Raw genomic sequence first — 25,720 nt, 5'->3', positions numbered from 1 at the left:
GTTTTTATAGGCGCAAATCAACAACACTAACTTTAAGAATATTTTAGCTCCAGTTTAAATCTACCTCAACAAAACGTTAACTGCTTTAACAAATCTTTAACCAATTTCAACCCTAAAATCTTAAACAAAAGAAAACCAACACATTAACGAATATGTTGGTTTTACAATTTTTAATACAGTATTTATTTTCTACAACTAAAGTCTTTCTTTTATGATGTTTTCTACAACTTCTGGATTTAATAATGTTGAAACATCTCCTAAATTATTTAATTCGTTGTGTGCTATTTTACGTAAAATACGTCTCATAATTTTTCCTGAACGTGTTTTAGGCAATCCTTCAACAAACTGAATTTTATCTAATTTTGCTATCGGACCAATATGTTCAGTTATTATTTGATTTATTTCCTTTCGAAGATTGTCTTGATTTCTTTCTTCTCCGGTTTCTTTTAAAATCACATAACCATACAACGCATTTCCTTTAACATCGTGAGGGAAACCTACAATAGCACTTTCTGCTACTGCTGGATGCTCATTTACAGAATCTTCAATAGGTGCAGTTCCTAAATTATGACCAGAAACAATAATTACATCATCTACACGACCTGTAATTCTATAATACCCAACTTCGTCACGTAGTGCTCCATCCCCTGTAAAATACATATTATCATACGCAGAGAAATAAGTTTCTTTATAACGTTGATGATTTCCCCAAATTGATCTTGCCATAGAAGGCCAAGGATATTTTACACACAAACGACCATCTACCTGATTTCCCTTAATCTCTTTTCCGTTTTCATCAATTAACGCTAATTGAATTCCTGGAAGTGGTAACGTTGCATACGTTGGTTTGGTTGGTGTTAAATATGGTAACGGTGAAATCATGATTCCTCCTGTTTCCGTTTGCCACCAAGTATCTACAATTGGGTTTTTCTTTTTTCCTACATTATCATTATACCAGTGCCACGCTTCTTCATTAATTGGTTCTCCTACCGTACCTAATACTTTTAACGACGATAAATCGTGACTATCTACAAAATCTAAGTTCTCTTTTGCTAAAGCTCTAATAGCTGTAGGTGCTGTATAAAACTGAGTTACTTTATGCTTTTCAATAATTTCCCAAAAACGGCCAAAATCAGGATAACTAGGAACCCCTTCAAACATTACAGTTGTAGCTCCGTTTGCTAATGGACCGTATACAATGTAACTATGCCCAGTAATCCAACCAATATCTGCCGTACACCAATAAATATCGTTTTCTTTATAATTGAATACATTTTTAAACGTATATGCTGTGTACACCATGTACCCTGCTGTGGTATGTAACATTCCTTTAGGGCTTCCTGTTGAACCAGAGGTATATAAAATAAATAATGGATCTTCAGCATCCATAATTTCAGGAACACAGTCTTGATAAGCTTCTTCTAACAAAGGTGATAACCATTTATCACGACCTTCTTTTAATTCTATATCAGAATTAATTCGTTTCGCTACTAATACTGTTTCTATGGACGGGCAACTCTCTAAAGCTTCATCTACAATACTTTTTAAATCGATTGTTTTCGCACCTCTGTAAGAGCCATCGGAAGTAATCACCATTTTTGCTCCACAGTCATTAATTCTGGTAGCTAACGCTGTTGATGAGAATCCTGCAAATACTACAGAATGTACTGCTCCTATTCGAGCACAAGCTAAAATAGAAATTGCTAACTCAGGAATCATCGGTAAATAAATACAAACTCTATCTCCTTTTTTTATTCCTTGTTCTTTTAACACATTCGCAAACTTACATACGCGTTTGTGTAATTCCTTGTAAGAAATATGTTCTGCTTCTTCATCTGGATTATTAGGTTCAAATAAAATAGCTGTTTTATCTCCTCTAATATGTATGTGACGATCTATACAGTTTTCCGTAATATTTAGTTTTGCTCCTTCAAACCATTTAAACTCTGGTTTTGAAAAATCGTACTCTACAACTGTATCCCATTTTTTCCTCCAAACGAAGTGCTCTTCTGCTATTTCTTCCCAAAATAATTCTGGATTTCTTACTGACTTTCTATATAATTGAAAATATTCTTCTAATGTTTTTACGTGATAGTTACTCATTCTTATACACCTTTTTATTTTAGCTTAAGCCACTAAAATAAATCATTTTTAATTGTTTATCAACTTATTAATTCCTTCTTCTTAAAACATAAATTAATCTTCATCATTTTGCAATAAGCGAGAATGCACAATAAAACGAACTCCTAAAGGTATTTCTAATGAGAAACTAGAACCTCTACCTTCTGTTATATCTATTGTTAAATGCGTGTGCTTCCAATATTCATATTGATCTTTATTCATATAAAAGGGGACTTCATTTAATACACCTAACAGAATATCACTTTCATCTAAATACATTTCATCTTTAGGAAAAATCATTGGTGATGATCCATCACAACAACCTCCACTTTGATGAAAAATCAAATCTCCATGTTGTTTTTTTAGTTTTTTAACTATTTCTTTTGCTGCATCTGTTATTGCTACTCTTTGCATATTATATTTTTTTATAAAATACTGAGCTTTAAAAAGCTCAGTATTTTCAAACAACTAAAAGAACCCTAACTTATTTTTATCATACGATATCAACATGTTTTTAGTTTGACGATAGTAATCCATCATCATTAAGTGGTTCTCCCTACCAAATCCTGATTTTTTATATCCTCCAAATGGTGCGTGCGCTGGATAAGCATGATAACAATTTACCCAAACTCTACCTGCTTTAATCGCTCTTGGAATTTGATATAACTGATGCGCATCTCGTGTCCAAACCCCTGCTCCTAATCCGTACATAGTGTCATTTGCTATTTCTAAAGCTTCTGCTTCATCTTTAAACTTTGTAACACAAACGACTGGTCCAAAATCTCTTCTTGGAACACACGCATCTTATTATGCCCTTCTAAAATAGTTGGCTTGATGTAAAAACCATTTGCTAAATCTCCATCTAGCTTATTAGCTTCTCCACCACATAATACTTTCGCTCCTTCTTCTTTTCCTATTTTTATATATGCTTGAATTTTTTCGTATTGGTCATTAGATGCCTGTGCACCAACCATTGTATTTACATCATACGGATTGTTTTGTACAATAGCTTCTGTTCTTGCTACCACACGTTCCATAAATTTATCGTAAATATCTTCTTGTACTAAAATACGTGATGGACAGGTACAAATTTCTCCTTGATTAAATGCAAATAAAACAGCTCCTTCAATTGCTTTATCTAAAAACGCATCATCTTCATCCATTACACTATTAAAGAAGATATTTGGAGATTTTCCTCCTAACTCCATTGTAACAGGATTTAAGTTTTTAGAAGCATACTGCATAATCAACTGTCCTGTAGTAGTTTCACCTGTAAAGGCTACTTTATCTATTCTTGGGCTTGATGCCAATGGTTTTCCTGCTTCTGGACCAAAACCATGAACTACATTAATAACTCCTGGAGGAAAAACACCTGCTATTTTTTCCATTAACAATGTTGCTGATGACGGAGTTTGTTCTGCTGGTTTTAACACCACACAGTTCCCTGTTGCCAATGCTGGTGGCAACTTCCACGATAACATTAAAAGAGGAAAGTTCCAAGGAATAATTTGCCCCACAACCCCCAAAGGTTCTTTAATGTTCATTGATAAGGTATTTTGATCAAGCTCTGTTGCACTTCCTTCTTCTGCTCTAATGGCAGCCGCAAAATAGCGCCAATGATCTACCGATAAAGGGACATCTGCATTTAATGTTTCTCGTATTGGTTTTCCATTATCACAAGTTTCTACTAATGCAAACTCTTCTAAATTCGCTTCAATAATATTCGCAACTTTATTTAATAAAGAAGCTCTTTCTGCTACTGAAGTGTTTCCCCAACTTTCCTTCGCTGCATTGGCTGCATCTAAAGCTAGTTCTATATCTTCTTTTTGTGATCTTGGATATTTTGCTATGATACTATTATCTACTGGAGATCTGTTTTCGAAGTATTCTCCTCCTAACGGAGCAACAAACTCTCCATTAATAAAATTAGCATACGTGTCTTTAAACTTTGGTTTAGTATAACTCATAAACTTTGTATTTTTATGTTTTTATTTGAATTTAGCTAACGAAATAACACATCCTTAATTAATCATGTGCAAAAATGAATATTTCGTAATTTTTGTAAATTTATAATATCATATATCCAATACATTGAACATATTTATTAAATTGTAACACATATCTATTATTCCCCAAAAAACACAAATAGAATTTTGTACTATTGATTATGAATCATTTACTAAGTCGACATAAGGAAAGCCGAAAACTCACTACTTTGGTTGAAAATAGAACCACCTATAATGCTGAATATGCGGAGTTAAATATTTTTGAAACTCATAAGCATGCTGAACAAATTTCATTAACTTTTGACTTTCCTGTTATTGCCAGTATGCTAACCGGTAAAAAAATAATGCATCTAGAAGGAATGGATTCTTTTGATTTTTTCCCGGGAGAATCTGTGGTTATGCCTAAAAACAAAGAAATGATTATTGATTTTCCTTTGGCAGATAAAAATAACCCTACTCAATGCTTAGCACTAGGTATCGATTCACATAAAATAGAAGAAATTGTTGAAAAGTTCAACCACAACGTAGCTATAGAACGTGAAAATAATAACTGGAATTTGAATGATACTTCATCACACTTAGTTCATAATACAGATATTAATCACTTAGTAGGGCGTTTAGTTCATACATTTACTGAGCAAAACAAATCTAAAGACATTCTTCTTGATCTTATGATACAAGAACTGATTGTTAGACTACTACAGACCAAAGCTAAAGCATTCATTTTAAATGACCCTACAGATACGTTTTCTGATACGCGTATAGGCATGGTTATTAAATTTATAAAAAACAACCTTACTAATAAAGATATTACCGTTGAGCTTTTAGCTGAAAAGGCTTGTATGAGTACCTCTCATTTTCATAAAAAATTTAAAAACACCTTAGGTATTTCTCCTATAGACTATATCAATTCTGAAAAAATTAAATTTTCAAAAAAACTTATAAAACAATCTAAAAACCTACGTATTTCTGAAATAGCCTACAAATCAGGGTTTAATAATATTAGCTATTTTAACAGACAGTTTAAAAAAATGGAGATGATTACTCCTCAGCAGTTTAAAAAGTCTTTTATAAAAGGATAAGTCTTCTATTCTTTTTCAAGAAGCTTTTATCATTACATTTGTTTACTATGGTAATCACGCTTTTTTTAGATATTTTAAGTACTAATTGGTACATAATCTTACTTTTTTTTATTATAGCTGTTCTATACTCTTCCGTTGGTTTTGGTGGAGGCTCAAGTTATTTAGCTGTTTTAGCGCTTACAGGATTACTTTTTACACAAATAAGAGCTACTGCTTTACTATGTAATGTTATGGTCGTTACCGGAAATGTTTTACTATACATACAACAAAAGCAATACAACTGGAAAAAGGTTATTCCGCTTACTTTATTTAGTATTCCTTTAGCTTTTTTAGGGGGATATCTGCGAATAAGTCAGACGTTTTTCTTTATTCTCTTAGGTTTTACATTACTTTTTGCTGCTATTACTATGTGGATTTCTAACAAAGTAGTTACTAATAACAACAACACCAACGACTTAAACCTTGCAAAAAATGCTGGTTATGGCGGAGTTATTGGTTTTATCTCTGGAATGGTAGGTATTGGTGGTGGTATTTTCTTAGCTCCGCTACTTCATTTAACCAATTGGGACACTCCTAAAAAAATAGCAGCTACAGCAAGTTTTTTCATTTTAGTAAATTCAATTTCTGGTTTAGTGGGACAGTACACAAACCCTGAGTTTTCTATCGACTGGAAACTTACTTCTATTTTATTAATCACCGTTTTTATTGGAGGTCAAATTGGTAGCAGAATGAGTAACCAACTTTTTACCCCTACACAACTAAAAAAGGCAACCGCTATTTTGATTGCCTTTGTGAGTATTCGTATTTTATGGAAGTATTTACTTGTGTAACGCTAATTTTAGCCTAACCAAGCATTCATCATCCATATTGTTTTCTCTTGTTCAGCAATAAAATCGCTCATCATTGAGTTTGTTCCTTCGTCTTCTGCTTCATCAGACAAATCAAGAATTGTACGTTCTATTTTTAATAATTCAGACAATGAACTAATAATTAGTTTAACTGCTTCAACATCGTTTGAAATGTTTTTTCCTACAGGAACTTTAGACACACTTGTGTAATCATCAAAAGTATGTAAAGGAGTTCCCTGTAACGTTAAAATTCGCTCTGCGATTAAATCTACTTTTTCTTGTGCATCGGTATAAAACTCTTCAAATTTCATGTGTAACTCAAAAAAGTTTTTCCCTTTAATATTCCAGTGTAAACCTCTTGCGTTTTGATAATATACTTGAAAGTTAGCTAACAACGTATTTAACTCTTTTACTAATGTTGTCGTTTTTTGCTTGTCTAACCCTAAAATTGTAGTTGTCATAGTATGTTGATTTTAAGTTTTTTACTTTTTCTATAGCAAATTTAGTGCAATTTTTCACACTTGGACTATAAAGGTTATTGATTGTTTTAATATCTTTATCGAAAATTATTATACAAATGACTATAACGCAATTAAAATATACACTTGCTGTTGCTGAATATAAAAACTTTACGATTGCTGCTGAACATTGTTTTGTAACACAACCAACACTTAGTATGCAAATTCAAAAGTTAGAAGAAGAGTTAGATGCTAAAATTTTTAATCGTTCAAAAAAACCTATAGAATTAACAGAATTAGGAAAACGTATTGTAGAGCAAGCCAAAGTTATTGTTGATGAAAGTAACCGAATTATAGATATCGTTCACCAACAAAAAGGATATATTGGAGGAGAGTTTAGAGTAGGAATCATCCCTACCATTATGCCTACTTTACTTCCTATGTTCTTAAAAACCTTTAGTAAAAACTACCCTAAAGTACAGTTAGTTATTGAAGAGTTAACTACTGAAGAAATAGTTAGAAAGTTAATGGATGGATATATCGATGCTGCCATTGCTGCCACTCCGCTAGAAAATGAAGCTATTAAAGAACGTGTTTTATATTATGAACCTTTTGTTGGTTTAGTTCCTAGTGAACATCGCTTATACAAGCAAAAGAAACTAAAGGTAGACGATTTAGAAGTCGACGATATATTATTACTTGAAGATGGACACTGTTTTAAAGATAGCGTAATTAACCTTTGTAGAACAAATAAAAGAAGTGCTACACATCATTTTCAACTAGAGAGCGGAAGCTTTGATACACTTATCAAATTATCTAAAGATGGATTGGGAATGACCTTGCTTCCTTATTTAAACACCCTAGATTTAAATGATAGAGATAAAGCTCATTTAAGAGAATTTGAAACTCCACCTCCTGCACGTGAAGTAAGTTTAATTTATCATAAATCGCAATTAAAAATGCAACTGATTGAAGCTTTAAAAAACACTATTGATAGTGTTATTAGAGGTGCTATTGCTTTTAGTGATGTAGAAATTATAAGTCCCCTTCAAAAAAACTAGTTTTCTTATAGAGAAAAGACTAAAGAACGCTTCGCTGCTAAAATACAGACAAACACAAAATAAAAAATCCCGCAATTGCGGGATTTTTTATTTAAAAACTATATTCTGATAAAGGCTTTGGAAAATCTTCTGGATTTGCAGCTAAATGATAACGAGGATCATCTACCGCCTCTTCAATAACATCTGCAAAAATCGGGCTTGCTTTATACAGCAATACCTTACAATCTTCACTTAAATGTTTTAACGTTACCTTTTTTCCTGCCTTTTGATATTTTTCAACTAGTATAAAAATAGCTTCAATAGCTGAGTGATCTGAAATACGAGACTCAACAAAATCAATCTCTATATTTTTTGGGTCATTCTTTATATCAAACTTTTCATTAAAAGCGGTGATGCTTCCGAAGAATAAAGGTCCCCAAATTTCATAAATCTTGGTTCCATCTTCTTTATAACGTTTTCTCGCTCTAATTTTCTTGGCATTTTCCCATGCAAAAACTAATGCTGAAATAATAACTCCAATAAATACAGCAATTGCCAAGTCAAAAATTACTGTTACTGCTGACACTGTAATTAATACAATCGCATCCGATTTTGGAATTTTATTCATAATTCTAAAACTTGACCACGCAAACGTATCGATCACCATCATAAACATTACTCCTACTAAAGCAGCAATAGGTACTTGCTCAATGTATTTATCAGCAAAAAGGATAAAAATTAACAAAGTAACCGCCATCATAACTCCTGATAAGCGTCCTCTACCGCCTGCATTAATGTTAATTACTGTTTGTCCAATCATACCACAACCGCCAGTTCCTCCAAACATTCCGCTTAACATGTTTCCTGCTCCTTGTGCTATACATTCTTTATTACCATCTCCTCTCGAATCTGTTAATTCATCCACTAAATTCATCGTCATTAAGGTTTCAATCAATCCAACTGAAGCTGCTAAAAAGGCATATGGTGCAATAAATTTCAGCGTATCTAAATTGAATGGTAAATGACTCCAAAGCTCTGCTAAATTCATTTTCTTAGAAATTTCGTCAAAACCATTTAAACCAGCTCCTCCACCATCTCTAATAAAATCTCCAACATTTATAGACTCTAATCCTCCAATAATAGACACAAATGTTACAATTAAAATAGCCGTTAATGCCGCTGGTACTTTCGTTGTTACTTTAGGAAGTAACCATATAATTAACATCGTTAACAACACTAGTCCAACCATAGTATACAACTTTGTTCCTTGTAAAGTAGATTTTACCACTCCACTATCTTTTACGGAATAGAATCCATCTTGTTCTATGTTATAAACAACTTTCTGAGTTTTCGCATCAAAAACCTGTGTATCTGACTTTACAAAGACTTCTTGGTTTGTTTGATTGTTGATAATTGAGTTTCCTTTGATTGAAAACAAAGCCGCATTAGATACTAAATCTTGCACTTCATTGTCTGCTACTTTATATACCAATTCTTTCGATTCGGTCTTACGCATATTTTGTCCGAAAATATCTTTCTTATTTTCTTTGAACATTCCTAATTGCGCTATAAAAATAACGATTGCTAAACCGTTTACGAACCCCATCATTACAGGGTGTGGAATTAATCTAACTAACTTTCCTAACTTAAATACTCCTGCTAAAACCTGAATGATTCCCATTAAAACTACAGCAGCTAATAAATAGAAATACCCCATATTTTCAACAGGTGTATCAAATAATAACCCTTTTGCATGTCCTTCTTGTATCATCGTAACAAAAATTACAGCTACAGCTCCTGCTGCTCCAGAAATTAACCCTGGTCTACCTCCAAAAACTGCAGAAATGATTCCTATAACAAAAGCACCAAACAACGCTACAATAGGGCTTATTTGAGCCACGAAAGCAAAAGCCACTACTTCTGGTATCATGGCTAACGACACTGTTATACCTGCTAACGAATCATCTTTAATGTTAATCTTCTTACCTTTAATGTATTTCATCATAATTTTAAACGTCTTTTATAAGCTACATTTAAGAAAGTTCACTAGAGCCTATTTATAAAACAAAGAAACCTAGTAACTTTCAAGTCTCACTTAGTGAGTAAAAGTGGGCAAATGTAAAAATAATTTTATAGACCAAGTTTTACGTTTCATGTGTTAATTATTAATTATTCCTTTAAAGGTCACATGGAACACCTTAATTAATTCCTTATTTTACGATTAAAATTTATTAGGGGTTTCATTAAGTTTAATTTTGTCAGCGTAATTTTTTGCCGTAATTTTGAACGTTGAACTATCAAACCAATTTGGTAGCAACAAATGAGCAGAAAAACACTACTTACTTCGAAAGAAATTGAAATCATTCTGCATCGATTAGCGTGTCAGTTAATCGAGAATCACAACGATTTTTCTAATACCGTTTTAATAGGATTACAGCCTAGAGGTACTTATTTAGCTAATCGATTAGCTAAATTATTAAGAGAGGAATACAATATAAAGGACTTACAATTAGGTCTTTTAGATATTACTTTTTATCGTGATGATTTTCGCAGAAGACAAGAACCATTAGAAGCCACTTCAACTCAAATAGACTTTTTAATTGAAGACAAAAAAGTGGTAATTATTGACGATGTTTTGTACTCAGGAAGAAGCGTACGAAGTGCTTTAACGGCATTACAATCGTACGGAAGACCTGACAACATCGAATTATTGGTGTTAATTGATCGCCGTTTTAGTCGTCATTTACCAATTCAACCTAATTACCGTGGAAGACAAGTAGATGCCATCAACGAAGAAAAAGTAGTTGTTTGTTGGCAAGAAACTCATAAAGAAGATACAATTTACCTTGAACCCAAGCCCTCAAAGCTTGATTAGTTATGATTAAAAAAACAAACTAAGATGAAGCAGTTAAGCGTTGAACATTTATTAGGAATTAAATACCTTAACAAAAATGACCTTGAGCTTATTTTTGAAACCGCTGCTCATTTTAAAGAAGTCATTAACAGACCTATAAAAAAAGTTCCTTCATTACGCGATATTACTATTGCCAACTTATTTTTTGAAAATAGTACGCGTACAAAACTTTCTTTTGAGTTAGCTGAAAAACGTCTATCTGCAGATGTTATTAATTTCTCTGCTGGTCAATCATCTGTAAAGAAAGGAGAAACACTAATTGATACCGTTAATAACATTTTATCAATGAAAGTTGATATTGTTGTGATGCGTCATTCAAATGTTGGTGCTGGAATTTTCTTATCAAAACACGTAGATGCTAAAATTATCAATGCTGGCGATGGTACGCATGAACATCCAACACAAGCCTTGTTAGATAGTTTTTCAATGCGTGAAGCTTTAAATAGCGATTTAAAAGGTAAAAAGATTTTAATTGTTGGTGATGTATTACACTCACGTGTAGCCTTATCAAATATTTTTGCACTACAATTACAAGGTGCTAAGGTAAAAGTTTGTGGGCCTACCACTTTAATTCCTCGTTATATTTCTAGCTTAGGAGTTGAAGTAGAAACCAATCTTAAAAAAGCTTTAGAGTGGTGTGATGTTGCCAATGTACTACGTGTACAGCACGAACGTATGGATATTAAATATTTTCCATCAACAAGAGAGTACACACAGCTTTTTGGTATTAATAAAGAAATTTTAGACAACCTTGATAAAAAGATTGTTATCATGCACCCTGAACCAATAAACCGTGGTGTAGAACTAACAAGTGATGTTGCCGACAGTAGCCAGTCTATTATTTTAAATCAGGTAGAAAACGGAGTTGCTGTACGTATGGCAGTAATTTATTTGTTAGCACAACAAATAAAAAGGTAAACATGAAAGCAGAGCAAAAAACAGATTACACATTAATAACTTCTGATGAAAATTCCTTTACAGATTTCTTAGAAAACTTTGAAAAAGAATATGTTACTCTTACAGGAAAAAACCTGATTCTTGTAATTTCAGAGCAATTTAATGCCTCTAACAAAAATATTTTGCTATTTTTGAAATACGCTCATGAACATCAAAGTAATGGCACATCTTTTGTAGTTGTATCAAAAGATGTAGATATTGATGATTTTCCTGAAACTTTTAACATCGTTCCTACTTTAATTGAAGCAGAAGATGTGATTGAAATGGAAGAAATTCAACGCGATTTAGGTTTTTAACCTTATATTATTAAATAATTATTCATTCCCCCCTAAGTGATAATTTATGGTAAAAAAAATACTTTTTATAACTTTTTTCTTAGCTATCTCAGTTGGTTTTTCTCAAGAAAAATCGGTTGAAAAGCTAGTGGCATCCCCTAACCCTTTTACAAACAGCACTACTATTTACTTTAATGCTAAACACGATCAAACAGTTATTTTAACTGTTAGAAATGTGCTAGGTAAAACAGTTTATAATAAAGAATTAAAAGCTTTAAAAGGACGTAATTCTTTTCCGTTTCAACGTAACGATTTAAAATCTGGAATGTACATTTACGCAATACAAAGCAATAAAGAAATTATTTCTAAACGCTTTGTAATAAAATAAATGAATGAGTTTACATTTGACTATTTTAGGTTGCCATTCTGCAACCCCTAGAGTTAATGCCTACCCTACTGCTCAATATTTAGAAATTAACAATCGACATTTTTTAATTGATTGTGGTGAGGGTACTCAACGACAAATGCGTAAATACAAGGTTGGTTTTTCTAAAATCAACCATATTTTCATTTCTCATTTACATGGCGATCATTTCTTTGGTTTAGTCGGTTTAATTTCAACTTTCGGTATTTTAAACCGTGAAAGAGAGTTGCATATTTACGGTCCTAAAGGAATAAAAGAAGTTACAGTACTTCAATTAAAAGTTTCAAAATCATGGACTAAGTATCCTATCATCTTTCATGAATTAGATTCTAAAGAAAGTGAACTTATTTTTGAAGACGATAAGGTTTCTGTAAGAACCATTCCGTTAGATCATAGAATATATACAAATGGTTTTTTGTTCACGGAAAAACCTAAACCTAGAAAGTTACATATTGAAAATATACAGCAATATGAAGAGATTGAAACTTGTGATTTCCATAATATAAAAGCTGGTAAAGATTTTGTTCTTTCTACAGGAGAAGTAGTTCTTAACGAAGAACTTACCCTTGATCCGCCTAAACCATTAAGCTACGCTTTTTGTAGTGACACTGCTTACAAACCAGCTATAGTACCTATCATTAAAGATGTTGATTTACTCTATCATGAAGCTACCTTTTTAAAAGATAGAGAAGATTTGTGTGAGAAAACAAAACACTCAACAGCCGAACAAGCTGCCTCTATTGCTAATCAGGCGAATGCAAAAAAATTAATTATCGGGCATTATTCTAGCAGGTATAATAATTTAGAAGATTTTAAAGCTGAGGCTCAAACTATTTTTAAAAATGTAGAACTTGCTGAAGCAGGAAAATTATACAGCAGAGACAATTTTCCTATTAAAATATTAAAAGATTCAAAAATTGAAGATTTTAAAGAATAGAAAGTTTGAGGTGTTAAGGTGTTTAGAATTTAAGAAGTTCAGTATTAATCAACAATCCAATTATCCAATTATCCAATTATCCAACAATCTATTTAATACTGCTTTGTAGATAAAAGTACTAAAGTACAAGCTATTTCAACTTCAATTCCGTTATCTTTTAAAATTTCAATAAACTCAACATTTTCAGTTCCTGGATTAAAAATAATCCTTCGTGGTTGTAAACTTACGATGTAATCATAATATTCCTTCTGACGTTCAGGATTCAGGTAGAGAGTGACCGTATCTATTTCAGAAAAAAGTTTCTTTTCTGTTTCAACTACAACATCACCCACTCTGCCTTCTCGGGCGCCTAATGCTAGTGTTTCTACACCATTACTTATCAATCTTTTAATCGCAATATTAGAATATCTTGTCGGATTTAAAGAGGCACCAAGAACCAAAGTACGTTTTTTCATTTTGTGTTAATATTACGTTAAAACCTGTTAATTAGAGTAACAAAGATACTATTTAGACTGTCTATTAAGCATCAAAACAATCTAAATCTAAAAACAACCAAATGAAAAACATATTCATAATACTCTTAACTGTATTAAGTACGAGCATGTTTGCCCAAATGCCTAAGAGTAATCTTCCTAAACCGGGAATCGTATCTGGTAAAGTAGTCGACCAAACAACTAAACAACCGTTACCTTATGTTAATATTATAATCAAAGATGCTACCAAAAAAATTGTGACTGGTGGAATTACTGATGACAACGGTTTATTCTCTATAAAAAATATCCCTGAAGGAAATAGTATTGTAGAAGTTCAATTTATTGGATATAAAACCTTCTCTAAACCTGTTTCAGTTAGTAACAAATCAAATAAAATAGACTTAGGAACTATTTCTTTAGAAGAAGACAGCACTACTTTAGATGAAGTAGAAGTTAGAGCTGAAACTTCTTCTGTAACCCAAAAAGTAGATAGAAAAGTAATTAACGTTGGGAAGGATTTAACCTCAGCAGGAGCTACAGCTTCAGAATTATTAAACAACGTACAATCGGTAAGTGTTGATAGTCAATCAGGAAATATTAGCTTACGTGGTAATGAAAATGTGCGTGTACTTGTAGACGGAAAACCTACAAACATACCTGCTTCTGAGTTGTTAAAACAAATTCCTTCTTCATCTATTAAAAGCGTTGAGTTAATTACCAACCCTTCTGCTAAATACAGCCCTGAAGGAATGAGCGGTATTATTAACATCATCCTTAACAAAAATGCTAACATAGGTTTTAACGGTTCTGTAAACACAGGTGTTGAAGCTGGTCATTTTGTTCGTTACAATGCTTCTACCAATATGAATTACAAAACAGGTAAAGTAAACTTCTTTGGCAACTACGGATATAATGGTGGTGAACGCTATAACTTTGGGTACATTAGTAGACCTGGAATTAACTATCAAGATTTTGTTTTCACTAACGATAATGAATCTCACTTGTTTAAAATTGGAGCCGATATTTATTTAGATGATAAAAATACTTTATCATTATACACTACTCAAAATTGGTTTTCGAGTGATGCAAGCGGACGTGCTATTATTACCGATAATAATGGTAATTTAATTGAACATTCTCCTAACACTCAAAATAACGAAAGCCATAATCAAGCTTACAACGTAAACTACAAACACGATTTTACTAAAGAAGGACACACTATTGAGTTTGAAGCTAACTATTCTAAAAACAATGCACCAAACTATTTAAATAACTATTTCCTTGAAGGTTCGCAACCTGATTACTTTAATGATATAAACAACAATAGAAAAAGTACATTAATAAATTTAGATTATACAAATCCTATTTCTAAAAATGGTAAACTTGAACTAGGTTTAGAGTATCGAGTAAATAATACTGATAATATCAACCTTACAAACCAACAAATTGAAGAAAATACTACATTTAGAGATGTAGGAGATTCTTATTTTACTTATGACAGAGATATCTATTCAGCTTATGTAAACTATGGTCACCAGTTTGGTAAACTATCTATGCAATTAGGAGCGCGTTTTGAGCAATATGAAATTGAAGGTAACTTTACAGGACTAGATGAAAATGGTGATGTGAAAAATGATAAAGTTACTGATGATATTTTCAGCGTATATCCGTCAGCTTTTTTCACTTATAATCCTAATGAGGCAGATCAATTTCAGTTAAGCTATAGCAAAAGAGTAGACAGACCAGGAATACAACAAGTTAACCCTATTAGAGAATGGAGTACACCTTTAATTACATCGGTTGGTAACCCTGATCTTGTTCCTCAGTTTACAAATTCACTTGAATTTAACTACACCAGAAAAGTAAAAGGAGGGTCGATAACATTAGGTAGTTTTTACAGAAATATTACCGATGTAATCAATAGAGCTACCTACATGGATTCTTTAGATGAAACAAATACTAAACAGATATTAACTTTTGCCAATTTTGACGATACCGATGCTTATGGTTTAGAATTCTCTGTAAATTATAAAATTGCAAAATGGTGGAGAGCTAATGCTAGTATGGATTATTATTCTCAAAAACAATTTGGAACTACTGATTTCAGTAATCCTAATGCTCCTACTCTTGAAGTTAAAACAGACATTTTTAATGCACGTATAAGCAATAGTTTTACAGTATCTAAAAAATTACGTTTACAATTATTTGCTATGTATAGAGGACCAAGAGAAGATATTCAGTGGGATGTAGAGCCAATGAAAATGGTTAACATAGGTGCTAACTACACTATTCTTAAAGGAAAAGGAAACATCAATTTGAGAGTTAACGACATTTTTAATGACATGAGGTTTAAGTTTAATTCTGAAAGACCTTTTGTTCAAAACGGACGCTTTAAATGGGAAAGCAGAACTGCTTATATCGGATTTAACTACAGATTTGGTGGAGGAAAAAATAAAGCCCGCGCTAGAAAACAACGTGATAATAACGAAACCCAAGGAGGTGGAGGATTTATATAAGCCTACAATTGTAGAATTATTTGAAAAGAAAAACCGAAGTTAATACTTCGGTTTTTCTATTTTATATGCAGACTAAAATTACCAGCGAATCACTACCGATCCCCAAGTAAATCCACTACCAAAGGCAGCTAATACTACCAAATCACCATCGTTGATTTTTCCTTCTTCCCAAGCTTCAGTAAGTGCTATAATAACAGAAGCTGCAGTCGTATTACCATACTTCATAATATTGTTATACACCTTGTCATCAGACAACTGGAATTTCTTTTGAATAAACTGCGCAATACGTAAGTTCGCTTGATGCGGAATTAACATATCAATATCCTCTTTTTGCAATCCATTTGCTTGTAAACCTTCAACGATTGCTTCTGAAAAACGAACAACTGCATGTTTAAATACAAATTGACCGTTCATATATGGATAATACGAAGTATCATCTGGATCATTTGCTTCCATAATTTCAGGAACCCAACGTCCTGTAGAAGGACCTTCTAACATTAATTCTTTCGCATATTTTCCTTCAGAATGTAAGTGAGAAGATAAAATTCCTTTTCCTTCTTCTTCTGAACGTGATAAAACAGCTGCTCCTGCTCCATCTCCAAAAATTACAGTGACTCCTCTCCCTCTAGTTGATTTTTCTAAACCACCTGAGTGATTTTCAGAACCAATTACTAAAACATTTTTATACATTCCTGTTTTAATAAACTGATCAGCCACAGAAAGTGAATAAATAAATCCAGAACATTGATTACGAACATCTAATGCTCCAACAGTTGGCATATCTAACAAATCTTGAATTTGCACACCGCCTCCTGGAAAATATAATTCAGGACTCAACGTAGCAAAAATGATAAAATCAATATCATCTTTAGTCAATCCAGCACGCTCTATGGCTATTTTAGCGGCTTTAGCTCCCATTACCGATGTAGAATCATCAGAAGTTTTTGGGTCGATCCAACGACGCTCTTTGATACCAGTTCTTTCTTGTATCCATTCATCACTCGTCTCCATGAACTGAGTCAAGTCATCGTTAGTCACTACGTTCTCAGGAACATAATAACCTAATCCTGTAATTTTTGAATTATACATATTTTTTAAAGTTGATTATTTTGTTGTTGTCAATTGCAGCCTGTAAAAATAGTAATTAATTAATACCTTTACAAAAAGACATAAAACTACAAATATTAACTAATTATTTATGAACAGAAAAAGATTTCCTCTCATTATCAACCAAAGCCGCTATGTTTTTTGGTTTATCAACTGCTATTTCGTGTAAAGAAGAAGCTAGTGACAAAACCATTCCTCTATTAAATAAAACTGCAAAAGGAAGTGTTTTTTAGTTGAGCTGCTCCTAAAATAGACAAAGTTAATGTTGGAATTATTGGCTGTGGAAACAGAGGGCAAGTACTAGTACAAATGTTTGATTAGTTGGTAAAAAATGGAAATGCTGAAATTGTAGCTGTTTCTGATTTACGCAAAGAGAAAACAGACAAACCAAACGAACATCTTCAAAAAAACATACAATAAAACTACTGATGCTTATTATGGAAGTCCTGAAGAATGGAAAAAGGTTGTTGAACGTGATGATATCGATTTATTAATAATTGCTACTCCTTGGGAATGGCATACGCCAATGGCTTTATATGGAATGGAACAAGGCTAGCATGTAGCCTACGAGGTTCCTGTAGCTTATACCTTAGAGGTTTGTTGGAAGTTGATAGAAACCACAGAACGCACACAAAAGCATTGTATAATGCTAGAAAATTGTTGCTATAATAATGAAGAAGAATTAGCTTGGTAGGGACATGAATGGTTGAAACCTGAAAAATATAATGAATACAGAGAAAAATACAACCACCCGCTTTGGGATAAACTAAAAACACAAATCTCAGACAATTCTGTAGGTCACGGAGGGATGGATTTTGTAATGATTTACCGTTTAATTAGGTGTTTAAATGAAGGTTTACCATTAGATATTAATGTATATGATAGCGTTTTATGGAGTGCTATTACGCCTCTTTCAGAATTATCTGTAGCCCAGAACAGTTGCTCTATTAAAGTTCCTGACTTTACAGGTGGAACCTGGAAAAACAACAACAAATCAGAAATGTTAAGAGATATTTAATCTACAATCAAAAAACACTAACTTGTAACGAGTTAGTGTTTTTTAGTATTTATTTTTATCTGTTTTATAGAAAATTCACTTTAATCCTCTTCCACAACCCCAGTAAAATATATACTGTTACGAATGCAATTCCTGTTAACACCATAGCAATTGTATAATTTCCGTAAATCCAATTTCCAGTTGCAAACAAACTACTAAAAACTAAAATACAACCCGTAAAAGCAGCTAATAAACCATTACCTAAATTAACCGTTTCTTTCTGCTCATCTATTACAATATTTTTCTCTTTTGCTTTAGCTAACACATACAACCATCCTGCCTTTTTAGGTTGAATTCTCTTATAAAAATTAATCAGTACTTCATCATCTTCTGGTTTCGTTAGCAGAGTTACCAACAGCCAAACAATAGTAGTACACAACACCACTAATGGAAATTGCCAATAGCTTTCAAACACTCCTTCTGTTCCAAATAAATATTCAGCATTAAAATAAAAAATTAATGAAAAAACCCCTGATGCTACCATTGCCGAAATCTCACTCCACGCATTGATACGCCACCAAAACCAACGCAATAAAAATATAAGTCCAGTACCTGCACCAAACATTAATATAAATTTAAAAATCTCTAACGCATTGGTAAATAGTAACGCTAATATTGCGCTAAAAATCATTAAAACTACGGTTGCTAATTTCCCAACATTTACCAATGTTTTTTCATTAGCATTTGGGTTTATATTTTGTTTATAAAAATCATTTACTATATAAGATGCTCCCCAATTTAAGTGGGTAGAAATTGTACTCATGTATGCAGCTACTAACGATGTTAGTACAACACCTGCCAATCCGCTAGGTAAGAATGTTAACATAGCTGGATATGCTAAATCATGCCCCAATTTGTCATCTGACACATTTGGAAAAGTCTCTTTTATACTAGCCAAATCTGGAAATACCACTAATGAAGCTAATGCTACAATAATCCATGGCCACGGACGTAAAGCATAATGTAAAATATTAAAGAAAAAAGTTGCTCCAATAGCGTGGTTTTCATCTTTAGAAGCCAGCATTCTTTGAGCTATATACCCTCCTCCACCTGGTTCTGCTCCAGGATACCATGCGCTCCACCACTGCACTGCTAACGGAATAATAAAAATTGATATAAGTAGTTCCTTATTGTTAAAATCTGGTAAAATTGATAATTTGTCTACTACATTAGGATGTGTTAACAAATTCTCTAGACCATCTACTTCAGGATGGTTTACAGCAACCACAGCAGCTCCAACAGCACCAATCATCGCAACAAAAAACAATAAAAAATCGGTGTACACCACCCCTTTGAATCCACCAATAGCACTAAAAATAACCGTAACTACCGAAGCAATACCAATTGTTTGAATTGGTGTTAAACCTAACATCACCTCTCCAATTTTTATAGCGGCTAAGGTTACACCAGCCATTGCTAAAACATTAAAAAATATTCCAAGGTATAGTGCACGAAACCCTCTTAAAAACTTAGCTGGTTTTCCTCCATATCTAAGCTCATAAAACTCTAAATCTGTCGTTGATTGACTCTTTCTCCATAATTTCGCATAAATAAAAACCGTTAACATTCCTGTTAGCAAGAAAGCCCACCAAACCCAGTTTCCAGAAACACCATTGGTTCTAACAATATCTGTAACTAAATTAGGAGTATCAGTCGAAAAAGTTGTGGCTACCATTGAAACTCCCAATAACCACCAAGGCATATTTCTACCCGATAAAAAATACTCAGAAGTACTTTGTTTTGATTTTTTCGAAACCCAAATACCTATTCCTAATGTGATACTGAAAAAAATAAAGATAAAAGTATAGTCAATCGTAGTTAGATTCATGAAATAAAATTTAATGTCGACCAAAATAATCAATCATATTAAATTATATTGGGCTTTTTAAATAAATATTATGACTTTAGTTATTCTTGCTGCTGGTATGGGAACTAGATATGGCGGATTAAAGCAATTGGACGCTATTAGTAATGAAAACGAAGCGATTATCGATTTTTCTATTTATGATGCTATTAAACACGGTTTTAAAAAAGTGGTTTTTGTGGTTCGACAAGATTTTTTAGCGACCATAAAAGCCTTGTACTTACCTAAACTTCAAAACAAAATTAAGGTAGCGTTTGTTTGTCAAGAAGTAACCAATATTCCAGAAGAATTTTTAACTGATTACTTAAATAATGATATTTACTATAAAACTAAACATTCTGAACATAATTTAGATAGAGCTATTAATCAATTTACTTTGGTAGAAAAAATTCGAGGGCAGCAACATGAAATAAATTCCTATATAAACGAAGTATATCTGTCATCTTGTCATTAAGTTTCCTTTGGTATTTTTTTTGTCTATTCAATCCACAGAAAATAATATCAAACAAAATATATACTTATGAGTAAAGGAAACATTAATGTATCGGTTGAAAATATATTTCCACTGATTAAAAAATTCTTGTATTCTGACCACGAAATCTTTTTACGTGAGTTGATTTCGAACGGAACTGACGCTACTACTAAATTAAAACACCTTATCTCAATTGGTGAAGCTAAAACAGAATTAGGCGACGCTAAAATTGAAATAAGCATTGATAAAGATGCAAAAACCTTAACTATTAAAGACCAAGGTCTTGGTATGACCATGGAAGAGGTTGAAAAATACATCAACCAAATTGCTTTTTCTGGTGCTGAAGAGTTCTTAGAAAAATACAAAGACGATAAAAACGAAACAGGTGTTATTGGTCACTTCGGATTAGGTTTCTATTCAGCTTTTATGGTGGCTGATAAAGTAGAAATTTTCACCAAATCGTTCAAAGACGAGCCAGCTGCTCACTGGACATGTGATGGTTCTCCTGAATATACTTTAGTAGAACACGACAAAGCTGACAGAGGTACAGAAATCGTATTACATATTGCTGAAGATTCAACTGAATTTTTAGAAGAAGGTAAAATTAGCGGATTGTTAACTAAATACAACCGTTTTAACCAAGTACCAATTAAGTTTGGAACTAAAGAGGAAACTTTACCTTTACCAGAAGGTGCTGCTGAAGATGCAAAACCAGAAACAATAACTGTTGATAATATTATCAACAACACAGATCCTGCTTGGACAAAAAAACCTGCGGATTTAGAAGATGAAGATTATAAAAACTTCTACCGTGAATTGTATCCAATGCAATTTGAAGAGTCTTTATTCCACATTCACTTAAATGTAGATTATCCATTTAACTTAACAGGAATCTTATATTTCCCTAAGTTAACGCAGAACTTGGATATGCAAAAGGATAAAATCCAATTGTACCAAAACCAAGTATTTGTAACGGATAATGTAGAAGGAATCGTTCCTGATTTCTTACAAATGCTAAAAGGGGTAATTGATTCTCCAGACATTCCTTTAAACGTTTCTCGTTCTTATTTGCAAGCTGACGGAGCCGTTAAAAAAATCTCTGGATACATTACTAAAAAAGTAGCCGACAAACTTTCTTCTTTATTCAAAAATAATCGTGAAGATTTTGAACAAAAATGGAACGACATCAAGGTTATTATTGAATACGGAATGTTATCGGAAGAAAAATTCTTTGACAAAGCGAAGAAGTTTGCCTTATACCCTACTGTTGATAACAAGTTCTTTACGTTTGACGAATTAGTTGAAAAAACTAAAGATGCCCAAACCGATAAAGACGGAAATCATATCATTTTATACGCTGCAAACAAAGATGCGCAACACAGTTATATTGAAGATGCAAAAGCAAAAGGGTATGAAGTATTATTATTAGACTCTCCTATCGTTTCGCATTTAATGCAAAAATTAGAAATGGAATCTGGTGATGCTAAAGTACAATTCAAACGTGTAGATGCTGACCATATTGACAATTTAATTAAGAAAGACGACACAGTAATTTCTAAACTTTCTGACGAAGAAAAAGAGAAGTTAAAGCCTGTTATTGAAGGAGCTGTAAATAACTCTAGTTATACAGTACAATTAGAAGCAATGGATTCTAACGCCTCTCCTTTCATAATTACTGTACCAGAATTTATGCGTCGTATGAAAGAAATGAGTGCTACTGGCGGTGGCGGAATGATGGGAATGGGTAATTTACCTGAAATGTATAACTTGGTAGTAAATACTAATCATGAGTTAGTATCAGAAATTTTAAATGCTGATGAAGACAAACAAAAACAATTAGTTACACAAGCATTTGATTTAGCTAAATTATCTCAAAACCTATTACATGGTGAAGAGTTAACCAACTTTATCAAGCGTAGCTACGAGTTAATAAAATAATAACAAAACAAGCTATTAGCATCAACAAAAGAGAATGAATACAACTTCATTCTCTTTTTTGTTTTGTAAATTGTAAACATGAATAACAAACCTCATCTTTATTTTAAAACAGACGCTGAATGGCGAGAATGATTATTAGACTTACAAATTGAATTTGACAAAAACCCTACTGCTTTTAACAACTATCAAAACTTTGCACCTTCTTACCGTAAAGGCTATTTATATTGGTTAAGTCAAGCTAAAAGAGAGGCTACAAGAACAAAGCGAATTTATGAAATCATACGTTTATGTGTCATCAATCAAAAGTCTAGGTGATTCTTAGTATATTTTTGTACAATCAATTAACTATATGCAACTAGAATCCCTCGTCAAAAAATTTAAAGCTAAAGACGTTAAAGCTTTTGAAAAGCTGTATGATCTTTACAACGAAAGTGTGCAAGGTGTCGTTTTTAACATTGTTAGAGAACAATCCATTGCCGAAGAAGTAACCCAAGACGTTTTTATAAAAGCTTGGAACAATGTCGAATCTTATTCAGAAAAAAAAGGACGTTTTTTTACTTGGATTATCAATATTGCTCGAAATGCAGCTATAGATAAAATAAGATCTAAAAATTTTAAGAACAATACTAAAAACCTTGATGCCGAATTTTTCGTAGATATATTAGAGAATCACGATATTTTAGATACAAAAACCGACTTTAAAACTTGATGATCCGCTTTCTCCTACTAGTTTAGGTACCATAGATAACTTTACAGCAAACGATAGTAAAATATTCACTATTAATAACCCTAACGAATCTCAAGCGTTTGGAATAACATTAGAACCTGCTGGTGGTAGTAAAACTCCAACCTTAGAACAATTATACACTTTAGGAGCAGTATAATATTATTTACCTTAAACTTTATAAATCAATATAGCCGCATAAAGCGGCTATATCTTTGTTGCTATTTAACCTTCAAAAATGACAACGTTACTAGAAGTCCCCCCGGGCAACATTATTGTTAAAAAGTATATCGTATTGTAGCTTTTGCTAAAAAAGGCGTTCCTGGTGTAAAGTGAATTTCTTCTACTGGATTTGGCTCATTTTCTAATCTTGATTCAGTAGCAAACTGTGTTTCATTCCAAGCTACATCAAAAATATTTTCTAATACAACTCCTAATGTTATATTGTTTATTTTATAACTAAGATTTGCATCAGTAATAAAATATCCTTCAGCAACTATTGAGTTATCTTCATTTGCAGGTCTATCGCCTATATATCTGTAATGTATTCCTCCTGAAAAATTCTTATAATCATTTAAGGATATTCCTCCTGTCACCGTTACTTTAGGTGCTAAAGGAATATTATTTTCTCCTGAAGGATCGTTAACGCTTTCCGCTTTTGTAAAAGTTGCATCACTATCAAAATATAACCAATCTGTTAATTGATACCTAAGTCCTAAATCGATACCATAACGTTGAGCCTCTCCTGAAGGTTCTACTATCCCAGCATCTCCAACATAAACTAATTCATCTTCTGACAATAAATACCATAACGCTGTATTAAAAACTAACTTTTGTGTAGGTTTCCAAACAGTTCCTAAATCAATACCGTAAGCTCTTGGTAATGTTTTTTTATTAGGTTGGGTAGCCACTACCCTTGTATCGTTTGAATGAAACCCAATTCCTGATTTTAAAAACCATTGTATTTTAGTGCTTGGAGTGTAGGTTACGTTAATTTTAGGGTTTACAACTACTTGCGACTTTGAAAATGTTTCATATTCATCTAATAAGTAATCGTTGTAATTGAATTTTAGATAATCCAATCGTACTGCTGGTGCTATCATAAATTTTCCAAGCTCAAACTCACTATTTACAAAAGCATAATAATTTGTTTGATTCACCTTACCCAACTGTAACTGCTCTAATACTTCTTTTCTTTGAAGTGTATGCGATAGCTCTAAATTATCAACAATATCAGCTCTTAAACCTGTTCCAAAAGTAAGTTCTACAGGAGTATTTGATAAATATGTTTTCTTTTTAAACTGGGTATTGAAACCAAAAACATCTCTGTTTTCCGTCTGTTTTATTTGATCTCCATTTACAGGATCTTCTAAAAAGAAGGTAAAGTTTGAAAACAAGTTGAAATTATAATTTGAGTAGAAAACATTTGAGGTTACACTAACATCATTCTTTAAAACTTTAGTGTGCTCTAAATTGATATTTGTTCTTGATGTTGTTCCTCCTTCAGTATCATCAATAGCGCCAAAACGAGTAATATTACCGTTGTCTACCTCACGTTGTGGTATTTGACCCGATGCATCCCATTTACTGGTAAAATGCGATGCTGATATTGCTAAACTGCTATTATCTTTTAAAAAAGTTCTGTACTTTGTAAACAGGTTGATTCTGCTAAAGTTCTGTGGAGATTCTACAAAACCATCTGTTTCTAAATATTCAATAGCAACATAAGCATTATCTGTATTGTTTTTATCTAACAAATTAAACATTCCTAAAGTTCTAAATGTATTGAACTGACCTATACCTACTTCTACTTGACTATTTTCTAAATATGTTTTTGTTTTAAAATCTACATATCCTGCTGTATTAAAGTCTCCTTTGCTTGCGTAATAAGGCCCTTTTCCGAAGTTAATTTTTTCGATGGTTTCTGGAATTATAAAGTGTAAATCACTGTACCCTTGTCCGTGTGCATGAGAAACCATATTTACTGGTGTTCCGTCTACCGACAACGCTATATCTGTACCGTGATCAATATCAAAACCTCTTAAAAATATTTGTTCCGCTTTTCCTCCACCAGCATGTTGACCTATAAAAAGTCCTGGTACTCGTTGTAATATTTGTTGAGATGAACTTACTGGTTTTTTATCTAAATCAACTCTTACAATTGTTTGTAATGGATCTCTCTTGTTAGATAATACCATCTCATCTAACAAAAAACTTTTCATTTCTAAAATAATTGTTTTTGGAGAGCTTAGATCGTCACTACCTAATTCTAAGTTGATTTTTTTGTATCCTAGAATTCCAAATTCAATAATATCTCCTACTTTTGAATTATCTAAGATAAATTCTCCATTAACTTTTGTGTGTGTATGGCTGTTACTAGTAGTATTATATACATATACATTCTCTAAAGGCTTTTTGTTGGTATTTAATACCTTTCCTTTAAATTGTTGTGAAAATACATGGTAACTACCTAACAATAATGCTAAAAATAAAATCTTTGTTTTCAA

Annotated in this window: 22 protein-coding genes and 2 pseudogenes; 15 read left to right on the top strand and 9 right to left on the bottom strand. The window is 32.5% G+C overall.

What is annotated here, in order from left to right; translation table 11 throughout:
* Positions 1–195: 195 nt before the first annotated feature.
* From acs to AC3VI6_RS10665, 3 genes and pseudogenes are all read right to left on the bottom strand, one after another.
* Positions 196–2,103, bottom strand: coding sequence for an acetate--CoA ligase (acs, locus tag AC3VI6_RS10675; protein ID WP_497706152.1), 1,908 nt, complete (start codon positions 2,101–2,103; stop codon positions 196–198).
* A 93-nt stretch (positions 2,104–2,196) separates the two neighbouring features.
* Positions 2,197–2,535 (bottom strand): DUF779 domain-containing protein, encoded by a 339-nt coding sequence (locus AC3VI6_RS10670; RefSeq protein ID WP_497706151.1) that lies wholly within the window; start codon positions 2,533–2,535, stop codon positions 2,197–2,199.
* A 54-nt stretch (positions 2,536–2,589) separates the two neighbouring features.
* Positions 2,590–4,088: pseudogene (locus tag AC3VI6_RS10665) on the bottom strand (aldehyde dehydrogenase family protein).
* 200 nt (positions 4,089–4,288) lie between these two features.
* On the opposite strand from AC3VI6_RS10665, the gene AC3VI6_RS10660 reads away from it, so the two are divergent.
* Positions 4,289–5,209 (top strand): AraC family transcriptional regulator, encoded by a 921-nt coding sequence (locus AC3VI6_RS10660; protein WP_497706150.1) that lies wholly within the window; start codon positions 4,289–4,291, stop codon positions 5,207–5,209.
* Between the two features lie 47 nt (positions 5,210–5,256).
* Positions 5,257–6,039: a sulfite exporter TauE/SafE family protein gene (locus tag AC3VI6_RS10655; RefSeq protein WP_497706149.1), complete on the top strand. Its 783-nt coding sequence runs from the start codon at positions 5,257–5,259 to the stop codon at positions 6,037–6,039.
* 8 nt (positions 6,040–6,047) lie between these two features.
* Here AC3VI6_RS10655 and AC3VI6_RS10650 read toward each other — a convergent pair whose 3' ends face one another.
* Entirely contained in the window at positions 6,048–6,518 is a 471-nt protein-coding gene (locus tag AC3VI6_RS10650) for a Dps family protein (RefSeq protein WP_274634336.1), read from the bottom strand.
* Positions 6,519–6,634: 116 nt separating this feature from the next.
* On the opposite strand from AC3VI6_RS10650, the gene AC3VI6_RS10645 reads away from it, so the two are divergent.
* Positions 6,635–7,576 carry a hydrogen peroxide-inducible genes activator gene (locus AC3VI6_RS10645; RefSeq protein WP_497706148.1) on the top strand — a complete coding sequence of 314 codons (942 nt, stop codon included), beginning with the start codon at positions 6,635–6,637 and terminating at the stop codon, positions 7,574–7,576.
* Between the two features lie 91 nt (positions 7,577–7,667).
* Here the strand turns inward: AC3VI6_RS10645 and AC3VI6_RS10640 are convergent, their stop codons facing one another.
* Entirely contained in the window at positions 7,668–9,560 is a 1,893-nt protein-coding gene (locus tag AC3VI6_RS10640; protein WP_497706147.1) for a SulP family inorganic anion transporter, read from the bottom strand.
* Between the two features lie 315 nt (positions 9,561–9,875).
* On the opposite strand from AC3VI6_RS10640, the gene pyrR reads away from it, so the two are divergent.
* From pyrR to AC3VI6_RS10615, 5 genes are read left to right on the top strand one after another with little or no spacing between them, the layout of a single operon-like run.
* Complete coding sequence (gene pyrR, locus AC3VI6_RS10635) at positions 9,876–10,430, top strand: bifunctional pyr operon transcriptional regulator/uracil phosphoribosyltransferase PyrR (RefSeq protein WP_274634339.1); 555 nt, start codon at positions 9,876–9,878, stop codon at positions 10,428–10,430.
* 24 nt (positions 10,431–10,454) lie between these two features.
* Positions 10,455–11,387: an aspartate carbamoyltransferase catalytic subunit gene (locus tag AC3VI6_RS10630; protein ID WP_497706146.1), complete on the top strand. Its 933-nt coding sequence runs from the start codon at positions 10,455–10,457 to the stop codon at positions 11,385–11,387.
* A 2-nt stretch (positions 11,388–11,389) separates the two neighbouring features.
* The gene (locus tag AC3VI6_RS10625; RefSeq protein ID WP_299002019.1) at positions 11,390–11,722 is read left to right on the top strand and encodes a hypothetical protein; all 333 of its coding nucleotides are present in this window, start codon (positions 11,390–11,392) and stop codon (positions 11,720–11,722) included.
* Between the two features lie 46 nt (positions 11,723–11,768).
* Positions 11,769–12,089, top strand: coding sequence for a T9SS type A sorting domain-containing protein (locus tag AC3VI6_RS10620; protein ID WP_274634342.1), 321 nt, complete (start codon positions 11,769–11,771; stop codon positions 12,087–12,089).
* A 4-nt stretch (positions 12,090–12,093) separates the two neighbouring features.
* Positions 12,094–13,062 (top strand): ribonuclease Z, encoded by a 969-nt coding sequence (locus AC3VI6_RS10615; RefSeq protein WP_497706145.1) that lies wholly within the window; start codon positions 12,094–12,096, stop codon positions 13,060–13,062.
* A gap of 92 nt (positions 13,063–13,154) precedes the next feature.
* On the opposite strand, the gene AC3VI6_RS10610 is transcribed toward AC3VI6_RS10615, so the two are convergent.
* Positions 13,155–13,517 (bottom strand): CoA-binding protein, encoded by a 363-nt coding sequence (locus AC3VI6_RS10610; protein ID WP_497706144.1) that lies wholly within the window; start codon positions 13,515–13,517, stop codon positions 13,155–13,157.
* Positions 13,518–13,618: 101 nt separating this feature from the next.
* On the opposite strand from AC3VI6_RS10610, the gene AC3VI6_RS10605 reads away from it, so the two are divergent.
* Positions 13,619–16,051: a TonB-dependent receptor domain-containing protein gene (locus AC3VI6_RS10605; RefSeq protein WP_497706143.1), complete on the top strand. Its 2,433-nt coding sequence runs from the start codon at positions 13,619–13,621 to the stop codon at positions 16,049–16,051.
* A 78-nt stretch (positions 16,052–16,129) separates the two neighbouring features.
* Here the strand turns inward: AC3VI6_RS10605 and AC3VI6_RS10600 are convergent, their stop codons facing one another.
* Entirely contained in the window at positions 16,130–17,140 is a 1,011-nt protein-coding gene (locus tag AC3VI6_RS10600) for a 3-oxoacyl-ACP synthase III family protein (RefSeq protein ID WP_497706142.1), read from the bottom strand.
* A 724-nt stretch (positions 17,141–17,864) separates the two neighbouring features.
* Here AC3VI6_RS10600 and AC3VI6_RS10595 point away from each other — a divergent pair.
* Positions 17,865–18,176 (top strand): hypothetical protein, encoded by a 312-nt coding sequence (locus tag AC3VI6_RS10595; RefSeq protein WP_497706141.1) that lies wholly within the window; start codon positions 17,865–17,867, stop codon positions 18,174–18,176.
* Between the two features lie 64 nt (positions 18,177–18,240).
* On the opposite strand, the gene AC3VI6_RS10590 is transcribed toward AC3VI6_RS10595, so the two are convergent.
* Positions 18,241–20,043 (bottom strand): sodium:solute symporter family protein, encoded by a 1,803-nt coding sequence (locus AC3VI6_RS10590; protein ID WP_497706140.1) that lies wholly within the window; start codon positions 20,041–20,043, stop codon positions 18,241–18,243.
* A 70-nt stretch (positions 20,044–20,113) separates the two neighbouring features.
* Here AC3VI6_RS10590 and AC3VI6_RS10585 point away from each other — a divergent pair, with 70 nt between their 5' ends.
* From AC3VI6_RS10585 to AC3VI6_RS10565, 5 genes and pseudogenes are all read left to right on the top strand, one after another.
* Complete coding sequence (locus AC3VI6_RS10585; RefSeq protein WP_497706139.1) at positions 20,114–20,533, top strand: glycosyltransferase family protein; 420 nt, start codon at positions 20,114–20,116, stop codon at positions 20,531–20,533.
* Positions 20,534–20,599: 66 nt separating this feature from the next.
* Entirely contained in the window at positions 20,600–22,489 is a 1,890-nt protein-coding gene (htpG, locus tag AC3VI6_RS10580) for a molecular chaperone HtpG (protein WP_299002001.1), read from the top strand.
* 147 nt (positions 22,490–22,636) lie between these two features.
* Complete coding sequence (locus AC3VI6_RS10575) at positions 22,637–22,804, top strand: YdeI/OmpD-associated family protein (RefSeq protein WP_497706589.1); 168 nt, start codon at positions 22,637–22,639, stop codon at positions 22,802–22,804.
* A gap of 34 nt (positions 22,805–22,838) precedes the next feature.
* On the top strand, positions 22,839–23,198 hold the full coding sequence (locus AC3VI6_RS10570; protein ID WP_497706138.1) for an RNA polymerase sigma factor: 360 nt from the start codon (positions 22,839–22,841) through the stop codon (positions 23,196–23,198).
* Positions 23,185–23,373, top strand: a pseudogene (locus tag AC3VI6_RS10565) (anti-sigma factor domain-containing protein); the annotation flags it as partial. The gene AC3VI6_RS10570 and the pseudogene AC3VI6_RS10565, both read left to right, overlap by 14 nt.
* A gap of 118 nt (positions 23,374–23,491) precedes the next feature.
* On the opposite strand, the gene AC3VI6_RS10560 reads toward AC3VI6_RS10565, so the two are convergent.
* A complete protein-coding gene (locus AC3VI6_RS10560; RefSeq protein ID WP_497706137.1) occupies positions 23,492–25,720 on the bottom strand; it encodes a TonB-dependent receptor in 2,229 nt (742 codons plus the stop codon).

This window comes from Tenacibaculum sp. TB-56, from assembly GCF_059716275.2.
This window is presented reverse-complemented; position numbering and strand designations above follow the sequence as displayed.

Excerpts from the sequence above, each read along its gene's own strand:
- AC3VI6_RS10585 (WP_497706139.1), top strand. The coding sequence starts at position 20,114 with ATGACTTTAGTTATTCTTGCTGCTGGTATGGGAACTAGATATGGCGGA.
- AC3VI6_RS10650 (WP_274634336.1), bottom strand. The coding sequence starts at position 6,518 with ATGACAACTACAATTTTAGGGTTAGACAAGCAAAAAACGACAACATTA.
- AC3VI6_RS10610 (WP_497706144.1), bottom strand. The coding sequence starts at position 13,517 with ATGAAAAAACGTACTTTGGTTCTTGGTGCCTCTTTAAATCCGACAAGA.
- AC3VI6_RS10600 (WP_497706142.1), bottom strand. The coding sequence starts at position 17,140 with ATGTATAATTCAAAAATTACAGGATTAGGTTATTATGTTCCTGAGAAC.
- AC3VI6_RS10605 (WP_497706143.1), top strand. The coding sequence starts at position 13,619 with ATGAAAAACATATTCATAATACTCTTAACTGTATTAAGTACGAGCATG.
- acs (WP_497706152.1), bottom strand. The coding sequence starts at position 2,103 with ATGAGTAACTATCACGTAAAAACATTAGAAGAATATTTTCAATTATAT.
- AC3VI6_RS10570 (WP_497706138.1), top strand. The coding sequence starts at position 22,839 with ATGCAACTAGAATCCCTCGTCAAAAAATTTAAAGCTAAAGACGTTAAA.
- AC3VI6_RS10670 (WP_497706151.1), bottom strand. The coding sequence starts at position 2,535 with ATGCAAAGAGTAGCAATAACAGATGCAGCAAAAGAAATAGTTAAAAAA.
- AC3VI6_RS10645 (WP_497706148.1), top strand. The coding sequence starts at position 6,635 with ATGACTATAACGCAATTAAAATATACACTTGCTGTTGCTGAATATAAA.
- AC3VI6_RS10660 (WP_497706150.1), top strand. The coding sequence starts at position 4,289 with ATGAATCATTTACTAAGTCGACATAAGGAAAGCCGAAAACTCACTACT.
- AC3VI6_RS10630 (WP_497706146.1), top strand. The coding sequence starts at position 10,455 with ATGAAGCAGTTAAGCGTTGAACATTTATTAGGAATTAAATACCTTAAC.
- AC3VI6_RS10615 (WP_497706145.1), top strand. The coding sequence starts at position 12,094 with ATGAGTTTACATTTGACTATTTTAGGTTGCCATTCTGCAACCCCTAGA.
- htpG (WP_299002001.1), top strand. The coding sequence starts at position 20,600 with ATGAGTAAAGGAAACATTAATGTATCGGTTGAAAATATATTTCCACTG.
- AC3VI6_RS10620 (WP_274634342.1), top strand. The coding sequence starts at position 11,769 with ATGGTAAAAAAAATACTTTTTATAACTTTTTTCTTAGCTATCTCAGTT.
- AC3VI6_RS10655 (WP_497706149.1), top strand. The coding sequence starts at position 5,257 with ATGGTAATCACGCTTTTTTTAGATATTTTAAGTACTAATTGGTACATA.
- AC3VI6_RS10590 (WP_497706140.1), bottom strand. The coding sequence starts at position 20,043 with ATGAATCTAACTACGATTGACTATACTTTTATCTTTATTTTTTTCAGT.
- AC3VI6_RS10640 (WP_497706147.1), bottom strand. The coding sequence starts at position 9,560 with ATGATGAAATACATTAAAGGTAAGAAGATTAACATTAAAGATGATTCG.
- pyrR (WP_274634339.1), top strand. The coding sequence starts at position 9,876 with ATGAGCAGAAAAACACTACTTACTTCGAAAGAAATTGAAATCATTCTG.
- AC3VI6_RS10625 (WP_299002019.1), top strand. The coding sequence starts at position 11,390 with ATGAAAGCAGAGCAAAAAACAGATTACACATTAATAACTTCTGATGAA.